Origin of the sequence: Staphylococcus sp. NAM3COL9 (assembly GCF_001431205.1) — a bacterium.
Taxonomy (GTDB): Bacteria; Bacillota; Bacilli; order Staphylococcales; family Staphylococcaceae; genus Staphylococcus.
In genome coordinates, this window is the sequence record NZ_LGPC01000016.1 from 620,143 (window position 1) to 638,121 (window position 17,979).

14 protein-coding genes and 2 pseudogenes are annotated in these 17,979 nt (G+C 35.5%); 4 read left to right on the forward strand and 12 right to left on the reverse strand.

Features of this window, described 5'->3' with window-relative positions; translation table 11 throughout:
* A pseudogene (locus tag ACA31_RS12515) lies at positions 1 to 399 on the reverse strand (transglycosylase); the annotation flags it as partial.
* Between the two features lie 458 nt (positions 400 to 857).
* The gene (locus ACA31_RS12520) at positions 858 to 1,367 is read right to left on the reverse strand and encodes a YfiT family bacillithiol transferase (RefSeq protein WP_057513652.1); all 510 of its coding nucleotides are present in this window, start codon (positions 1,365 to 1,367) and stop codon (positions 858 to 860) included.
* A gap of 132 nt (positions 1,368 to 1,499) precedes the next feature.
* Between ACA31_RS12520 and ACA31_RS12525 the strand changes: the two are divergent.
* A pseudogene (locus tag ACA31_RS12525) lies at positions 1,500 to 2,245 on the forward strand (SLC13 family permease); the annotation flags it as partial.
* Positions 2,246 to 2,341: 96 nt separating this feature from the next.
* Here the strand turns inward: ACA31_RS12525 and ACA31_RS12530 are convergent.
* Positions 2,342 to 3,412: a M20 family metallopeptidase gene (locus ACA31_RS12530; protein WP_057513653.1), complete on the reverse strand. Its 1,071-nt coding sequence runs from the start codon at positions 3,410 to 3,412 to the stop codon at positions 2,342 to 2,344.
* A gap of 222 nt (positions 3,413 to 3,634) precedes the next feature.
* Between ACA31_RS12530 and ACA31_RS12535 the strand changes: the two genes are divergently transcribed.
* Genes ACA31_RS12535 through ACA31_RS12545 form a run of 3 tightly spaced genes read left to right on the forward strand, consistent with a single transcriptional unit; the run spans position 3,635 to position 7,290 of the window.
* Positions 3,635 to 5,074, forward strand: coding sequence for an NAD-dependent succinate-semialdehyde dehydrogenase (locus tag ACA31_RS12535; protein ID WP_057513654.1), 1,440 nt, complete (start codon positions 3,635 to 3,637; stop codon positions 5,072 to 5,074).
* A gap of 21 nt (positions 5,075 to 5,095) precedes the next feature.
* Positions 5,096 to 6,496 (forward strand): glutamine synthetase family protein, encoded by a 1,401-nt coding sequence (locus ACA31_RS12540; RefSeq protein WP_057513655.1) that lies wholly within the window; start codon positions 5,096 to 5,098, stop codon positions 6,494 to 6,496.
* Between the two features lie 26 nt (positions 6,497 to 6,522).
* Positions 6,523 to 7,290 (forward strand): SDR family NAD(P)-dependent oxidoreductase, encoded by a 768-nt coding sequence (locus ACA31_RS12545; RefSeq protein WP_057513656.1) that lies wholly within the window; start codon positions 6,523 to 6,525, stop codon positions 7,288 to 7,290.
* Between the two features lie 264 nt (positions 7,291 to 7,554).
* Here the strand turns inward: ACA31_RS12545 and eutH are convergent, their stop codons facing one another.
* The 9 genes from eutH to ACA31_RS12590 form a co-directional block, all read right to left on the reverse strand.
* Entirely contained in the window at positions 7,555 to 8,790 is a 1,236-nt protein-coding gene (gene eutH, locus ACA31_RS12550) for an ethanolamine utilization protein EutH (protein WP_156393461.1), read from the reverse strand.
* 104 nt (positions 8,791 to 8,894) lie between these two features.
* Positions 8,895 to 9,461 carry an ANTAR domain-containing response regulator gene (locus ACA31_RS12555; protein ID WP_057513657.1) on the reverse strand — a complete coding sequence of 189 codons (567 nt, stop codon included), beginning with the start codon at positions 9,459 to 9,461 and terminating at the stop codon, positions 8,895 to 8,897.
* 1 nt (position 9,462) lies between these two features.
* Positions 9,463 to 10,884, reverse strand: a complete 1,422-nt coding sequence (locus ACA31_RS12560) for a sensor histidine kinase (RefSeq protein ID WP_253721398.1) — start codon at positions 10,882 to 10,884, stop codon at positions 9,463 to 9,465.
* A gap of 286 nt (positions 10,885 to 11,170) precedes the next feature.
* Positions 11,171 to 12,604, reverse strand: coding sequence for an aldehyde dehydrogenase (gene aldA, locus ACA31_RS12565; protein WP_057513658.1), 1,434 nt, complete (start codon positions 12,602 to 12,604; stop codon positions 11,171 to 11,173).
* Positions 12,601 to 13,947, reverse strand: coding sequence for an MFS transporter (locus ACA31_RS12570; RefSeq protein WP_057513659.1), 1,347 nt, complete (start codon positions 13,945 to 13,947; stop codon positions 12,601 to 12,603). Before ACA31_RS12570 ends, aldA begins: the two co-directional genes overlap by 4 nt.
* Positions 13,948 to 13,968: 21 nt before the next feature.
* On the reverse strand, positions 13,969 to 14,283 hold the full coding sequence (rhaM, locus tag ACA31_RS12575) for an L-rhamnose mutarotase (protein WP_057513660.1): 315 nt from the start codon (positions 14,281 to 14,283) through the stop codon (positions 13,969 to 13,971).
* A complete protein-coding gene (rhaD, locus tag ACA31_RS12580) occupies positions 14,284 to 15,114 on the reverse strand; it encodes a rhamnulose-1-phosphate aldolase (protein ID WP_057513661.1) in 831 nt (276 codons plus the stop codon).
* Positions 15,115 to 16,374, reverse strand: coding sequence for an L-rhamnose isomerase (gene rhaA, locus ACA31_RS12585; RefSeq protein WP_082587081.1), 1,260 nt, complete (start codon positions 16,372 to 16,374; stop codon positions 15,115 to 15,117). It lies immediately after the preceding gene.
* Positions 16,361 to 17,827, reverse strand: a complete 1,467-nt coding sequence (locus tag ACA31_RS12590; protein WP_057513663.1) for a rhamnulokinase — start codon at positions 17,825 to 17,827, stop codon at positions 16,361 to 16,363. Before ACA31_RS12590 ends, rhaA begins: the two co-directional genes overlap by 14 nt.
* Positions 17,828 to 17,979: the final 152 nt, after the last annotated feature.

The window sequence follows — 17,979 nt, forward strand, 5'->3', positions numbered from 1 at the left end:
AGAAGTTGACTCTTGTTGTGGTTGTTGCGTTGCTTCAGTTTTTGGTGCTTCTTGTTGTGCTGGTGCTTCTTGTTGTGCTGGCTCAGATGCTTGTTCAGCTGGTGCTTCTTGTTGTGCTGGTGCCTCAGCTGAACCTTCAGTTGATCCTCCACCAAAGCCCCAGCTAAAGTTTGTACCATCTGATTCGAAGCTATAGTCTGTACCGTTATAATTAAAGTCTATGTTATATGAACCATCTTGAACAGGTGCTTCATCTAATTGCCCTGGATTTGATTGAGCTAATTGTGCTAATTGTGCTTTGTCTACATTTTGTTCTGCAGCGTCAGCTGAATTTCCTGCTACTGCTCCTGTTACGCCTAATCCTACTGCTAAAGTTGATGCGATTACTGTTTTTTTCATTATTAATAAATCCTCCCAAAAGATAATTTTTATTTTTTATATGGTTGAATTTCAATTGTTGAATTAAAAGATTATATACTGCTTCAACCAACTCACAAATAATACTATAACATCCATAAAATGTTTGTAGGTTACAGTCAAATTAAAATATACGTATGTTCTTTACATCTAAATTACAGTGAAAAAGTTACAATTAATGGCAAAAAGTAACGAAAAGCTTTCATGAACGTCCATAAACTGATTATTTCGAAATATAAACACGTAATACTTATGTAATTTGTTTGTCGATTGTGTACAATTCCACTTTATTTTTCTATTTGCAATTTATTAGAAATCGTATTTATACCTTTTTTAGGTGATATTTTATATCAATTTAACTAGAAATCATGCAAAATAATTAGATATCAAATTAAACAGCCATTCAAATCCTCATAATTTGAACGGCTTTTTAGATACTACTATTTAGATAATGCTATTTTAATATGCGCTAAGTGATGTTCTTCATGCCAAGATAGTTTTGCAACTTTTTTAGCTACGGTTATTTCGCCACTATCTTTTAGCGTAAATGTTTGTGCTAATTGAGCTTCATTTAAATTATTAGCAATTGCTACGATACGTTCATTCATACCTTCTAGCATCTTAATCGAGCTTTCTATAGGTAAATCGTTATCTGGCAACATTACCCATTCATCTTGAATAAACGCTGGTACTATTGGATTATTATCAGTGAGCGCTAACTTCAAACGCTGATACATATTTAATTGCGAGTCAGCAATATGATGTACAAGTTGACGCACTGTCCAACTCCCTGCACGATACTTTGCATTCAATGCTTCATCATCTAGCGTGTCTACAGTTTCTCTTAAGCGTTCAGTATAACCTTCTATTGCTTTCGCCCATTTTTGAATATCATCTAATGTTACTTTATCTGGAATTTCTAATTCACCTATTGGAAACCTTACATCCATTTAATCACCTTATCATCATTTATTTAAATTCAAGCACATTGTCTCTATATCACTATTATTCTCTGTCTCTTTATAATTAAACATTTTATAAAATACACGAAATTTTTTCAGTTATTGTAATGTAGGTTCTCATCCTTTTCTTTATATTTCCTGCTTAACAAAAGGCATTTTAAAGTAATACCACCTGAGGTAAACGAAATATCTGGAGTCAAACAACTGATCAAAAAACAATTACATGAAATGGGCCCTGTCACTGCTAAAGAATGGCGTCTCATCGCTATTTCAATTGCATCACTTTTACTTTGGTCTACAGAAAAATTGCTGCATCCGATTGACTCATCTTCTATTATTTTATTAGCACTAGCAATCATGTTGCTCCCTAAAATCGGTATTATGACATGGAAAGAAGCTGAATCGTGTATTCCTTGGGGAACGATTATTGTATTTGCTCCTTAGGTAATGTGTTATTAAAAACAACTGCTGCACAATGGTTAAGTGACCAAACCTTTGGGCCTGTCGGCCTCGAACACTATCCATTAGTGATGACGATTGCTTTAATTTATTTGTTTAATATATTAATTCATTTAGGTTTTGCAAGTGCTACAAGCTTGGCCTCTGCATTGATTCCAGTATTCATTTCACTTACGACGACCTTAGATTTAGGAGAACAGTCTATAGGCTTTGTACTCATACAACAATTTGTAATTAGCTTCGGCTTCTTACTTCCTGTGAGTGCGCCACAATCTATGTTGGCATATGGTACGGAAACATTTACCGTTAAAGTTTTCTTGAAAACAGGTATCCCCATCACTGTCATTGGTCACTTAATCATCATATTATTTAGCTTCACTTACTGGCAATGGCTAGGTTTAATTTAATCACTTTTAATTCTCTCTAAAAAAAAGCGAACGTACAATGATTAAAATTGAGCGTTCGCTTATATTTTCATATCTATTTAAATCACTTGCCTACATCTAATTAAATGTTTTTCCAAAACCTACAATGATATCTTTATATTGATCTAATGATTCTACTACGGCGTATTCACCATCACCATGCCACGCATCACCAGAAGGTCCGAATTCAATTGCTGGTACATCAAATCTTGAAAAGTATCTTGTATCAGCAAAGCCATGTTGTCCAAAAATATTAGCTTCTTTATCACCAGTTACAGATTTGATTTCTTTTACTAGTTGTTGAATATAAGGATTATCAATTTCATTTTTCACACTAGGACCTGACATATGCACAGATATTTCATCCTCTGTCACACCTTTAATTTGTTCTAGAATGTCATCTTTATCTTGATTAGGTAAATAGCGAATATCAATGGAAAGTATACATGCATCTGGTACTTTGTTGTAAACCTCACCACCAGAAATTTTAGCTAGATTGATTGAAGGGCCATCAAAGATATCTGTTGATTGTTTCGCAAACGGTAAGTCAATTATTTTTTCGTATACTTCATATGCTTTTATAATGGCATTGTCACCTTCCCAGGGTCTACTACCATGTGCTGACTCACCATTGAATTGGATATCAAATTGTAAAAGTCCTTTAGATTGATAGCCAATTCCAATTTGAGTCGGTTCAGCACAAATCACAAAATCACCTAAATAGCCTTGATCTGTTAGATAAGCAGAACAATTATGGCCACCAATTTCCTCGTCTGTGACTAATTGAAGTTGAACACTTGTATCACCTAGATCAGCATCTTTAAGTTCAGTCATTGCAACCATAAATGAAGCGACACCTGCTTTCATGTCCGCAGAACCGCGTCCATAAATTTTGCCATCTTTAATTTCAGGTTCAAATTGTGCTTCTTTACCGCTTACCACATCAACATGTCCATTTAGAATGAGTCGCTTACTACCTTCCCCTACATTACAAATAAGCATCTTATAATCATTGTTAGTTATAATTTCAGGTTTGAGTCCTTGTTCTTCCAACCACTCTTTACAATAATCAATGGTTTCATTTGCAACTTCTTGATCAGAGCTATCAAAAGTAATTAGTTTTTGTAATAAATCCAACGTTTTGCCCATTCAATCTACCCCCTATGCTTATTTGTGCAAAGTATAGTACATTATCTGAATATTGACAAGATTCAAAAATTTTAGTAATATTTGTTTAACACGAAATTGAAAAGGGTTTCAGAATTTTACTTTTAGTTTTTCCAAGTGAATAACAACTAAGCAAAGGCGCTTATATCTCAATCAACAAAATTGAGTATATAGGCGTCTTTTTGCATATTAAGGGGAGATTATATGACGCGTAATTTAAATTATAACTGGGTAAACGGTGAAACAGTTGAAACAGACCATACCATCGACATCGTTAACCCGGCAAATGGAAATACCATTGGCAAAGTACCAAGTGTAACTGAAGAAATCGTACAACAAGCAATTGATAGTGCGACCACTGCTTTTGAAACATGGTCGAATTATACTGCTGAAACAAGACAAGGTTATTTAGAACAATGGGCAGCTAATTTATTAAATAAACAAGAAGAGCTCGCAACGATTATGAGTGAAGAACAAGGCAAACCTTACGCAGAAGCTTTTGGTGAAGTCGGAGTTTGTGCAAAATTCATTCGTTGGTTTGCTGAAGAAGGCAAACGTATTTATGGTGAAGTCATTCCACCTTCATCAGATAATCAACGCATCTCAGTCACGAAACAACCTGTAGGCGTTTGTGGCTTGATTACCCCATGGAATTTTCCTGGCGCAATGGTTGCACGTAAAGTTGCACCTGCATTAGCTGCTGGATGTACTGTAATCGTCAAACCATCAAGTGAAACACCAAGAATTGCAATTGCCATTTTCGATGAATTAATGGCAACTGGCATTGATAAAGGGGTAGCAAATATTGTTACTGGTAGTTCTTCACTAATATCAGACAAATTGTTCGAGGACAAACGTGTTAGAAAAATGTCATTCACAGGCTCAACACCAATTGGTAAGAAATTGATGAGCAAAGCTTCTGATCAAGTCAAACGCATCTCACTCGAACTCGGGGGCAATGCACCAGCAATTGTGTTACCTGATGCCGATTTAGATAATGCTGCAGACGCTATCGTTGATAACAAGTTCGAAAATAGTGGTCAAATGTGTAATGGCATCAACGTTGTACTTGTACACAAAGATGTTAAAGCAGAGATGACACAGAAAATTATCAAACGTGTAAAAACAATTAAAGTTGGTCCTGGTGATCAAGAGGATACTCAAGTAGGACCACTGATTAATCAAAAAGCGATTGATAAAGTTGAACACTTAGTTGCTGATGCTATCAAAGAAGGTGCTCAAGTTGAAACTGGTGGAGATAAAGCTGACATTGCTACATCAGCGCTCTTCTATCAACCTACTGTCATTACAGGTGTGGAGCGAACAATGGCTATTGCACAAGAAGAAATATTTGGCCCTGTCGCACCGATTATTACATTCGAAGACGAAGATGAAGCGATTGATATTGCAAATGCTTCACCATATGGTTTAGCCGCTTACTTCTTTTCAAATAATATCAATACGGTTTATAAAATTAGTGAAAAACTGGAGTTTGGCATGATTGGTGTCAACGGTACTCAATTAAGTGTGCCTCAAGCACCATTTGGTGGTATTAAAGAAAGTGGTATGGGTCGTGAAGGCAGTCACTTTGGATTAGACGGGTTCTTAGAATTGAAATATATTTCATTATCTTTACTTAAATAAACTAATAAGGGGTTGTCATATATGAATAACAATATTAAAGGCAAAAAAGTAACTGGAGATATTACAAAGGAACAATTGCTTGAATTAGTTAAATCTGACGATATAGATACACTCATCATGGGCTTTTGTGATATGCAAGGCCGTTTAATGGGGAAACGAATTACGGGGGATTTCATTTTAGAAAATGATATATCTGATGGTACACATTTTTGTAACTACTTATTAGGTACAAACTTTGAAATGGATACGAACGATAATTTTGAATTTATGAACTGGGACAAAGGTTATGGTGATTATTTAGCTGTACCTGACTTGAATACGCTAAAAGTTGTGCCTTGGTTAGAGCATACTGCGATGGTCTTTTGTGATGTGTATGCTGTAGATGGCAGTGAACCGATTGCAATTGCACCACGTAACATTCTAAAACAACAAATTGATAAAGCAGAAGCACAAGGCTTGTCACCACATATGGCAAGTGAACTTGAATTCTACTTATTCAATAATTCATTTGAAGATATTTCAAAACAAGGATATGACAATTTAGAAGCTGCCGGCCATTTAAATGAAGATTATAACTTGCTACAAGGTAGTAAGAATGAGCCAATTTATCAAGAAATAAGAAACCAAATGCACTTAATGGGCATTACTATCGAATCTTCAAAAGGTGAAGCGTATAAAGGGCAACACGAAATCAACTTAAAATACTCAGACGCCTTAGATGCTGCCGATCAACATATTATGTTCAAACATGGTATGAAAGAAATCTGTATTCAAAATGACAAATCCGTAACATTCATGGCTAAACCTTACGAAGCATGGACAGGTTCAAGTGGTCATATTCATTTAAGTATGATGAAAAAAGGCACAAAAACAAATGCTTTCTATGCAGGTGATGATGCAAAAGAACCAAAATCTGAAACGATGAAACATTTCTTAGCAGGTATCATTAAATTTACGAGAGATTTTTCATTAATGTTTGCACCTTACGTAAACTCTTATAAACGTTTTGCACCTAACTCATGGGCACCGGTAAGTATTGCATGGAGCCAAGACAATCGTTCTGCCGGTTACCGCGTTGTAGGTGAACAAAACGCATTACGCTTTGAATCACGTATTTCAGGTGCAGATATGAATCCATACTTAGCTTACTCTGCTTTAATTGGTGCAGGTTTATATGGTATCGAAAATAAAATCGAACTTACTGAAGAGCTCGTTGGTAATGCTTATGAACAAGATAATATCGACCGTATTCCATCATCGTTACACGAGGCAATCTTAACTTGGAAAAATAGTGATGTTGTAACTAAAGTCCTTGGTGAAGATGTCGCGAATCATTATTTAGAAGCTGCACAATCAGAGCAAAATGACTTCGATTCTTTCGTAACAACTTGGGAACGTTCGCGTTACTTCGAACAAAGCTAAATATACTACTGAGGAGGAAAACGATTATGAGATTACAAGACAAAGTATGTATTATTACAGGTGCTGGCGGTGGCATGGGTAAAGTAGCTTCACAAATGTTTGCAAATGAAGGCGGTAAAATCGCGGTATTCGAAAGAGATGAACAAGCCGGTCAAGCGACTGTAAAGGCAATCAAAGATAGCGGCGGAGAAGCTTCTTTTTTCAAAGTGGATATTGCCAATGAAGTCAATGTTAAAAATGCAGTTGCTGATACAGTTGAAGCTTATGGAAAAATCGATGTTTTATATAATAATGCTGGCGTCATGCCAGAAGCAGATAACTCTGTCGTCAATACAAGCGAAGATGTATGGGACTTAGTGATGAATATTAATGTTAAAGGGATTTTCTTTATGACGAAATATGTGATTCCTGAAATGGAAAAAAACAACTCTGGTTCTATCATAAATATAGCTTCATTTGTAGCTGAAATGGGTTGTTCAGTACCCCAAGATGCTTACACCGCTTCAAAAGGTGCGGTCGTATCTTTAACGAAATCATTAGCAATTCAATTCCGTCCTAAAGGGATTCGCACAAATGCAATCAGCCCTGGTCCGATTGAAACACCTTTATTAATGGAATGGTTAGTTGCAGATGAAGAAGCTAAAAATGCGAGATTAAATAGACAACCTACTGGTAGATTTGGCAAACCTGAAGATATTGTAAACGCCGCATTATACTTAGCATCAGAGGAGTCAGATTGGACAAACGGTGCAAACATGAATGTAGACGGTGGTATCACTGCAAACTACTTCTAATAAATGTCTCAGTCTCCACATTTATATAAGCAGTAGCGATCAGATAGCTAATCACCCTTGTGGGAGCGAGAATACAAAATCAAATTCTACATTTTGATTTTGTATTTCCGCTCCCTTTTACTGTGTTCTAAATAAATATCATGACGTGTTTCTTCTATTATATATGGCATTTAGTTTAATAACATTGTAAGTATATTTACCCAATATGTACTGCAACACATAAAAACAGGGTTGGCACCTCAGTGCCAACCCTGTTTTTTCAGTTTATTTATCCAAATATTCATGCTCTCCAATGATGCCTGCACGTCTATCAATTGCTTCCAATTTCCTCGCTTTCGGTATACATAGAATGTAAGCAAAGCATATTGCTATAACACCCGCACTCAATTTACCAATTAATACGGCTGGTATGAGCGTCGGTTGGAAATTTGCCGTATATGACAAGTGATCACCTAATAAGAATGCACTACAGACACCGAATGCGATATTCAACACTTTATCTTTAGGTGGCATATCTCTTACTAACTTGAGCATTGCTAGGATATTAGCAATCGTAGCGATAAACCCAGCACTACCTACTTCACTGAGCCCTACTTTACTACCAACACTATGCAGGCCTTTAGAGAAGTACTTACGTATTAGGTACACCATTGGGAATGCACCCGATAACATGATAGCAATATTCCCTGCATTCTCTAACGCCCTAAAATTATCTTCACTATCTGCCATAATTGGATCGAAGCCCCAGACTCCAAACACTGTTGTGAATAATCCTGTAAATATTTCTACTACAGAAAATACAAAGACCAATTTAATACAAGAATCTAGTATTTTACCAAAGATAATAAAGATTTTAATCATAATATCTGAGAAGAAATACAGTCCAATCGCTGTTACTACTACAAAAATAATTAACGGTAATAAGTTGATGAACACAGTGGATAAGCTAATTTGGAAAACATGTGTTGCTGCACTCGTTGTATCAATAACTGTACGTATTTTTGTATGACTGAATAAAATAATTACCGTGGAAATAAATACACCAAAAGGAATGGCCAACAAACCTGATAGAATACCTAAAGCCATGTATTTATGATCACGCTTATCAAGCATTGGTAGACCAAGTGGAATTGTGAACACGATTGTGGCACCAGCCATAAAACCAACAATCATTGCCATAATCCAACCTTCATAGCTATCCTTTAATACATCTGCGAGTTGATATCCCCCCATATCTGTCGCAAGTATTGATGTTGCAGCTATAGCGGGATCCGCACCAATTTTATCAAAAAGTGGTCCAAAGAATTTCTCTATAAACTGCGATATAAATGGAATAGAAGCCATAATACCTGCTGAGTTCGCAAAGATAGGTCCGATGGTATAGATACCTTCCATAAATTCCTTCCCTATACCTTCATTCGCATTCCGAATAGCACCAAAAGCACCTAACACTGCACATACCATAATAATGTAAATAATCACTGTACCAATATGTTCCAAAATAGTTCCTCCCATTTTATGAGCTATAAAAAACAAAAGGGGCCTATTTGATTAATTCAAATAAGCACCTTTGCTTGATTATATTCACTTGTATTGTAATGCTGTTACCCCAATTGTTTAATGATTGCCGAAGCTTCTTTTTCAATAGCTATCTGGTTATCCATACTATTTCTCCTAAGCTTTTGATAAGCTGCTTCTTCGGTTAAATAAAGTTGCCTCATTAGTAAGCCTTTTGCCTTTTCTATACGTTTTCGATGTTCCATTTGCAAATGTGTATCGCTCACTTCTTGCTTAAGTTTACCCATACTATCAGATTGTGACATTGCAATTTCAATAGCTGGTAATAATTGGGACTCAGATATAGGTTTAATGATATAACCTACGATATTTTGTTGCTTAGCTTCTTCAACATACTCACAATGACTATATGCTGTCAGGATAAGTATCGGAATATCATGTTTCTTGCCAATAATTTTACTAGCTTTTAAACCATTTAACTTCGGCATTTTAATATCCATGACAATTAAATCTGGCCGAAATTGATCTGCAGCTTCAATTGCTTTTTCTCCATTACCCACTTCTGCGACGACATTGTAGTTTGCTTCCCCAAGCATTTCTACTATATCCATTCGGACAATCGCTTCATCTTCAACTACCATAATAGATTTCATCTCAATCCACCCCTTTGTGTTGAAATTCAACTTTACCTATTGTTCCAATTGAATTACGGCCAATGTTAAACGTGCCTTCCAAATCATTTTCTGCTATAGTAGTAACAATTTTCAAACCAAATGATGGTTGAAAAGCACTCTCTTCTTCACCCGTATCTTGAACTTCAAGCTTTACGGTATCCGAGTCAGTATCGTAAGTTAGCGTTACGCTTATGATACCCTCTGTCTGATTGTTGAATGCATGTGTTAAACAGTTCGTAATTAATTCATTCGCAATCAATGCGACTGAGACTGCAATATTAGATACTAAATTAATATGTTCACCTGTCTGATATGTGATATGTAAGGTTTTATTCGATGATTCGTTATAAACGACCATGTTACCTATCTTTTTAATCAATTTATCGATATTCACCGTATCTGTCGATGATTCATCTAGAATGACTTCATATACAGATGCGATACTTAGAATACGATTTAAACTTTCTTGGAAATATTTTTCACTACCATTTGGCAAACCGCGTCTCATCTGTAAACGCAATAAACTTGCTACCGTCTGTAAATTATTCTTCACACGATGATGTACTTCTCTAATTGCTACAGATTTAGAAATGAGTTCGCGTTCCTTTTCTTTCAAATCCGTAATGTCTTTCAACAGTATTAAATGACCTGTCATTACGCCTTCTTCAAGTAACTGAATACATTTCACTTGAAAGTAGTGTCCTTTAAGCTCACGTTCTTCAATTGTAATAACACGGCCATCTGTAAGCATGTCTTTAATGCTCGGAAATAATGTCACGAAATTCAATCCCGCTTCACAATCAATGTCCACTAAATCTCTAACCATTGTCTCACCAGCTAAATTATAGTAGCGGACGTCTAACGCATTGTCTAAATCAAACAAACTTTCTTCAATCATATCCGGTACAAAAATTGGGTTATCACTATTTTGTGAGACGATGTCACTTAATGTTGTTGTCGCTTGGGTCAAAGCTCTTAATCGTTTTTCTTCCATTACTTTGTTGCTCACATCTATTTCCATAATCAACGTACCAACAATGACATCTTCCAATTTAATTGGTGTAACACTTTGTTCTACGACTTTACCTTCTTGAGTGATTGCACGATGTTGTGCAAAATCATCTCCTTCCAATACTTGGAATACAGCGGGTTCAAATTTTTCATACACATTTTCACCAATGACTGAACCTTGATATAAACCCTCGTCATTTGTAGGTATGGCCTCCGCTACTACTATAACTTCTCGCTCTTTTTTAGTAGGACAATCAATAAACACATTCGCCCTATTTAAATCAGCAATCATTTGTAAATGATCAGATACTTCTACGATATGTTGTGTAGCCTGTGGTGTTAAACTTGTATGCGTTTTACATAAATTTTTCACTTCGTTGATAGTCATCATTCCAAACTTAGTTTTGCGAATATTTAGATTTCTTATATATATAACTACCATTATGAAATTTTGACGATTATATGTCAATGTAAAATGAAATGATTTGAAAAATTTATAGTAATTTTTCATCATTATTACTTAGTCTCGCTTATTCTACATCGCACTTTTATATGGCGAATATATGTGTTGCTTTAAAGTTCGTATAATTAAAACGGGAGCGGGATAGGAAATAAAAATTTGATTTCCTATCCCGCTCCCACAAGACTCCCTATAAACAGGCTCGGTTGTAAATTATTTATTCATCTAACTGCATATATACGATATGTGTTCTTAAATATTCTTCTAAGCCATGCTTACCGTCTGCTCCACCAATACCTGATTGTTTTACGCCTGCATGGAAACCTTGAATTGCTTCAAAGTTTTCTCTATTTATATATGTTTCACCGAATTCTAATTTTTCTACTGCTGTAAATGCTTTTTGGATATGCTCTGTATAGATAGAAGATGTTAAGCCGTACTTACTGTCATTTGCTAATTCAATTGCTTCTTCAAAAGCATCAAATTCAACAATTGGCAACACGGGTCCAAAGACTTCTTCTTGAACAATATCCATACTATTTTCACAATTTGTGATGATTGTAGCTGGATAGAAGTAACCTTGTTGCTTAGGTATTTCTCCACCACATTTAATTACGCCACCTTGTGCTTCAGCTTTTTTAACATGGTTATGCACACGCTCTTGAGCCTGCTTATTAATTAAAGGACCCATGTCGTAATTATGTTCTAACGTATTACCAAAACGAACTTCGCTCATTTTTTGAACTAATCGTTGTGTGAATTTTTCACTTATATTGGAATGTACATACACTCGTTCAGCACAGTTACACACTTGACCCGTATTAATAATACGAGAATCTATAATATATTGAACTGCTTTATCTAAATTAGCATCTTCTAAGACAATTGCCGGTGCTTTACCACCCAATTCTAAATTAATTTTAGTTACATTTTTACTTGCAGCTTCCATTACTTTTTTACCTGCTGAGACACTACCAGTAATAGAAACGAGTGCGACTTTACTATTACTCGCAAGCTCATTACCTACCACACTACCTTCACCATTCACTAAATTAAACACGCCAAGTGGTAAGCCAATTGAATCTAAGATCTCAGCGAATATTTGGGCATTTATAGGCGTTTCTTCTGAAGGTTTAATTACAATTGTATTTCCAGTAATAAGTGCTGGCGCTGTTTTGCGTGCAATTAAGAAGAATGGGAAGTTCCATGGCAAAATACCTGTTGTTACACCCAGTGCTTTTTTGTACATTAGAATATGTTCCTTCTTACGATCACTCTGTATGATTTCCCCTTCATATCTTCTTGCCCATTCTGCCATATAATCTATATAATCTGCTGTAAAAAATGCTTCCGTTTTCGCTAAATCATATGTTTTACCGCCTTCTTGCATAATCACTTTGGTAATTTCTTCACTACGTTCTCGAATACCGGCTGCAATTTTTTTAAGGTAGTTGCCTCGTTCAATTGCTGGCAGTTCACTCCATTTAATTTGGGCTTTATCTGCATATTCGATAGCTTCTTTAGTATCTTGTTCTGAACCCTTGTGTAATTTTGCAATTATTTCTTCTGTTGCGGGATTTTTCACATCAATTGCGTCTTCCATGTTTTTTTCAACAAATGAACCGTTAATATAATCTTTAATATTTATCATATTTTACTCTCCCCTTCATGAATCATAGTATTTGTTTCTGGTGTAATACTTAAGCTACTATTTGCACTTTTTCCATATCTTTCACGCTCAATCTGTTCTAAAGTCTTACCTTGTGTCTTAGGTGTGAGTACAATGCCAATGACTGCGTGAATAACTAAAAATAAAATCATAATTATTCCAGTAATTTTGAATCCAAGTGATGCTAACATTGTAGGCAACGCAAATGTATATACTGAGATTCCTACTCGTACTATGAAGTACATCAAACCTTGTGCTCCTGCACGATAGCGTGTTGGAAATAGTTCGCTTGTCCATAATGCATAAAAGGCTTGGGCACCTATACCAGCTGCTGACCCCCACAATAAAACAAATAAAATCAATGATATCCAGTTCATTGGTGCAAAGGTCAATATAATCCAAGCTACAATTCCCATCGTTGCACCAATACTAAATAATAACCTTTGACTGATACGGTCCCCTAATTTCATAAATCCAAAGTAAGTCGTAATCACTGTACACAACCATAAAATCGCTTGTAAAATGTTGGCTTGGGCACCGCTCAGACCACCCACGCTTTCATAAATGAAGGGCATAAAGTATCCCATTGCCCCAGACGTTAAATTCCAGAATAAATAAATTCCTATGAGTAATAACATTGCTTTTAGATTTACTGGGTTAGTAAATAATTCTTTAAAAGCTGATGTCTTTTTAACATTAAATGAAGCTTCTCTTTGTTCTTTTTCCTTCTCTTCTTCCCAAATTTTAGATTCTTCCATACCTTGTCTAATCCACCACGTAACACCCGCAATGATAAACAAATGTAGAAAAATTAATCTTGAGCCTAATAATCCTAATGGCGCTAACATAACTGCTAAAGTAAAAGTAATTGCTGGTCCAATAGACCATGCTAATTGTGCAGTTCCTACACGTTTTGCTCTTTCTTTTTCTGGCGCTTCTTCTGCAATATATGTCCAAGCTACAGGTACCCCTATACCTACAGCTATACCAACAATGATTGTACCTGTGAGTAACATTGATAAATTAACAGAAAACATGATAATTAAAATACCTACCATGTACAATAATAGATCGTATTTAAAGATAAATTTTCTACCTAATTTATCTGTTAATGGACCACCGATTAATGCACCAATTGCTGCACCTAACGCGTTCGCACTTAATGCACTCAGTAACCCCATCTGCCAATTATCAATGTTTAAATATGCTTGCCAGAGTGATAAACTACTCGCCGCTGCAATAATTGAACCCGCTTCTATATAATTGGCCATCGCAACTGCAATTGTTGCAAGCCAGCCATTTGTCTTTTTAGGTTTTAAACTCATAACCTCATCCCCATTTTTCGTTTATTTCAAATAGAACATCTCTCTCAATTCAGTTGATTTAGGACTGTTATCTTCATTCACTTGCATAATATCGGCCATGTAGTCCCACCATTTCCGACAAATCGGATTTTGTGCCATACTGTCATATGCTGTTTTATCTTTAACATCAAGTACTGAAAATAACTCTCCAGTGTCTTCATTTAGAAAAATACTGTAGTCATGCACACCGCTCTCTTTTAATAACTGTTTCGTTTCAGGCCATAGTGCATCATGTCTATGTTTATATGCATCATAAGAATCTTCATTGACATACATCACCGTTGCGATTCGCGTCATCTATCTCACCTCAACCTCTAAGTAACCTTCTTTAGGTTCAACATTAAATCCTTGAGCTAACTCCCATAAATTCTCATCCGAAATCGTTTGTTTAATACCACCTTGTGCTTGCGCATACGTATATACTTCAGCTGCTTTTTCAATGGTTTCAATCAGACCAAACACTTCGTCTAAATCATGACCAGCTCCTAATACACCATGAAATGGCCAAATAACAGATCTTTGCTGTTTCATTTTTTCTGAAGTGAGTTGCCCTATTCGTTCTGTTCCAGGTACCACCCAAGGGATAATACCAATTGCATCTGGAAATACAACAAGACATTCCGTACACATTTTCCATAATGTTTTCGTAAACGCCTTTTCATCTAATTCATGCGTATACGTCATCGCAATCGTGTGTGTGGCGTGACAATGCATAATAACGCGGTGTGTAGCATCAACTTCTAAACGTTGGATATGATTCATTAAATGAGTTGGCAATTCACTTGTTGCTACTGCATCGTTCACAAAGCCCCATAAAATGTTATAGCTTTTACCATCTGCTGCAATTTTAATTAAACCTAATGCATCTTGTGGATCGTCTATAATATTTTTGAAGTATTTTCCTGTACCAGTGACAAGAATATATTTGTCCGCTAATGGAAGCACCTCAAATGGCAGACTTACGTTTCTAATATTTCTGCCGTCTTCTGATAAATACGGTTGAACCTTGGGAGCATCTAATATCCAAGATATGTTGCCTCCGTTACGTTCGTCCCAACCTTTGTGATACATTAAATGTGTAATCTTAGATAATTCTTTAACCGCGGGAGAATCTACAAAGTTTTCCAATTAAATTCCTCTTTCCTGTAAAATATTTTCTTCGTATTTTTTAATCGGCTCATACCAATCCAATCCTGGTTCAGCATCGTTTCTGCTACAAAATTCATTCCATATCGCGCCAAACGGATACATCTTCATTTCTTCTTGTAACGCTAAACGTCTTGTAAAGTCACCACTCTGTTCAACTTCTTTTAATTCATTAATAGGATCTAATAACGCTTTAAGGAATGCTTTTTGCATATTTCTAGTACCAATAACCCATGCAACCACTCTATTAATAGATGCGTCAAAGAAATCTAAACCAACTGTTGTACTCTTGAGTAAATCGTTATAAATGAGTTCTTTAGCTATTTCATTCAATTCGTCATCCAATGTAACAACGTGATCGCTATCCCATCTTACTGGTCTAGAAACATGTAAACTTAAACCTTTTGTAAATAAATTGAGTGCCGATAATTTGTTAGACACTACTTCTGTTGGATGATAATGTCCGGCGTCTAGTAATATTTGTTTATTTCTTGTTAAGGCATAACCCATATAAAATTCATGAGAACCCACAACATAACTTTCAGAACCAATACCAAACAATTTACTTTCTAATGTATCGATATTGTACCTTTCATCTATTTCTTCTTTAAAAATTTCATCCAAACTCTCCATCAAACGTTTCCTAGGTGTTAAACGATCTACTGGCGTGTCTTTATAACCGTCCGGCACCCAAATATTCGTTGTTGAGGGCTGTCCGAGTTCTTTACCAAAATATTCACCGATTTTTCTAGATTTCTTACAATGTTCTATCCAAAAGTCTCTAATTGATTTATCCGGATGCGCTAATGTAAAGCCATCTTCTGACTTCTCATGACTGAAGCATGTTGGGTTAAAATCTAATCCCAATTCATTCTCTTTTGCCCAACGAACCCACTTTTCAAAATGCTTTGGCTCTATTTCATCTAAATCGATTGCTTCTTCAGATTCGGCATAAATACCATGTAGATTAATTTTATGTTTTCCTGGAATATGCTTTAATGCTTCTTCTAAATCACTTCTGAGTTCTGCTCCATTGCTTGCTTTACCTGGATGATTACCAGTGACTGATATACCTCCTGATAATTCTTGGTTAAAAAGAAACCCTTCTACATCATCCCCTTGCCAACAATGAATGGAAATTTTAATATCTTTTAATTTAGTTAAAGCTTTTTCTACATCAACGCCTAATGCTTCATATTGTGTTTTTGCTGCTTCAAATGCTTGCTTATTATACGTACTCATAATGAGTAACCCCCTTGAATGTCTTTATATCTTGATTTGCCATATGCTTTAACTCCGATTTGCCTATCTTTTTCGTATCTGTAGAACGCTTAATTACCGTTCTAGCTTCTTGAATATTTTCAAACTCACCTGTGCCAATCATTGTTGCTGCCAAATTCCCATAAATTGTCGCTTCCGTTGGCCCCACAATGACGTCGCAATTTGTATACAAGGCCGTAAGTTCATTTAAATAGTCATTGTTGGAACCACCGCCAACAATATTGATTACTTTGATTGGTTCTTTTGTTATTTCGTTTAACTCTTCTATGGAAATTGCATAAATTATTGCTAGGTTCATATAGACACTTTGCACAATTTCACCTAATGTTTGTGGCACTGTTTGGTTCGTCTGAATACAGTAATTTTTAATTTCATCCACCATACAGTCAGGATTAATAAAGCGTTGATCATTAAAATCGATATAAACTTTAAAGTCTTGATTTTGCTTTGCTTCCTCTACCATTTCAGGAAATGTATAATTTTCGGGCCAATCTTTTCGTATCCGCTGTATAATCCACATACCTATAATATTTTTTAAGAAGCGATAGGTATGATTCATACCGCGTTCATTAGAATATCCAAGTTCTAATGCTTTTTCAGTTACGATTGGGATTTCTAATTCTTTACCTATTAATGACCAAGTCCCACTTGATAAAAAAGCCCATTTTTTAAATGCATCTCCAACAGAACCTAAAACAGCTGATGCGGTATCATGCGATGCTGTGGCATAAACATGTGTCATAGGTAAATCATCCTGGATGTTTAAGTCTGCATTGATTTCGCCTATGTATGTGCCAGGTTCAATTGTGTTTGAAAATTGTTCCTTATCTATTCCTATTGATGTTAGCAACTCTTGATCTAATGAATGATCATGCACTGAGAGTAATTGTGTTGTACTTAAATTGGTAATTTCATTTCTTTTCTCATTGGTAAGTAAATAATTTAAATAATCAGGAATAAGCAAAATCTCATGTGCTTGATCTTTTAATGCGTGTGTCTCTTCAAACAACTGATAAATTGTATTAAAAGTTAAAAATTGAATTCCAGTTTTTTGAAAAATATCGTACTTGGATACAACGATGAATAATTTATCCATCGTTGTATCCGTTCTTGAATCTCTATATGAAACGGCATTTTGTAAGCGCTTCCCTTCTCGGTCTAAAAAAAGATAGTCTATGCCCCACGTATCTATACTTAAATAACACTCTGTGATGCCCATAGCTTTAGCTTTTTTCAGAGAAACAATAATTTCTTCAAATAAATAGTCAACATCCCACACTTCTTGTTGATTTTGTGTTGTGAAACCATTGGCGAAACGATTGATTTCTTGTGTTTTAATCTGGTTATTATCGATATTTGCTAAGATGGCTCTACCACTAGACGCACCAATATCAACAGCTATATAATGCTTCAACTTATCACCTCTTTGGTTATGATTATAATCAAACAATCCACATAAATCAACATAAAACAACATATTTTTTATAATTAATGTGGTTTATGTGTTGGTTTAAGTCTTTTTTTGTGAGATTAAAAGCGGTTTTATGCTATAATGATGACAATATA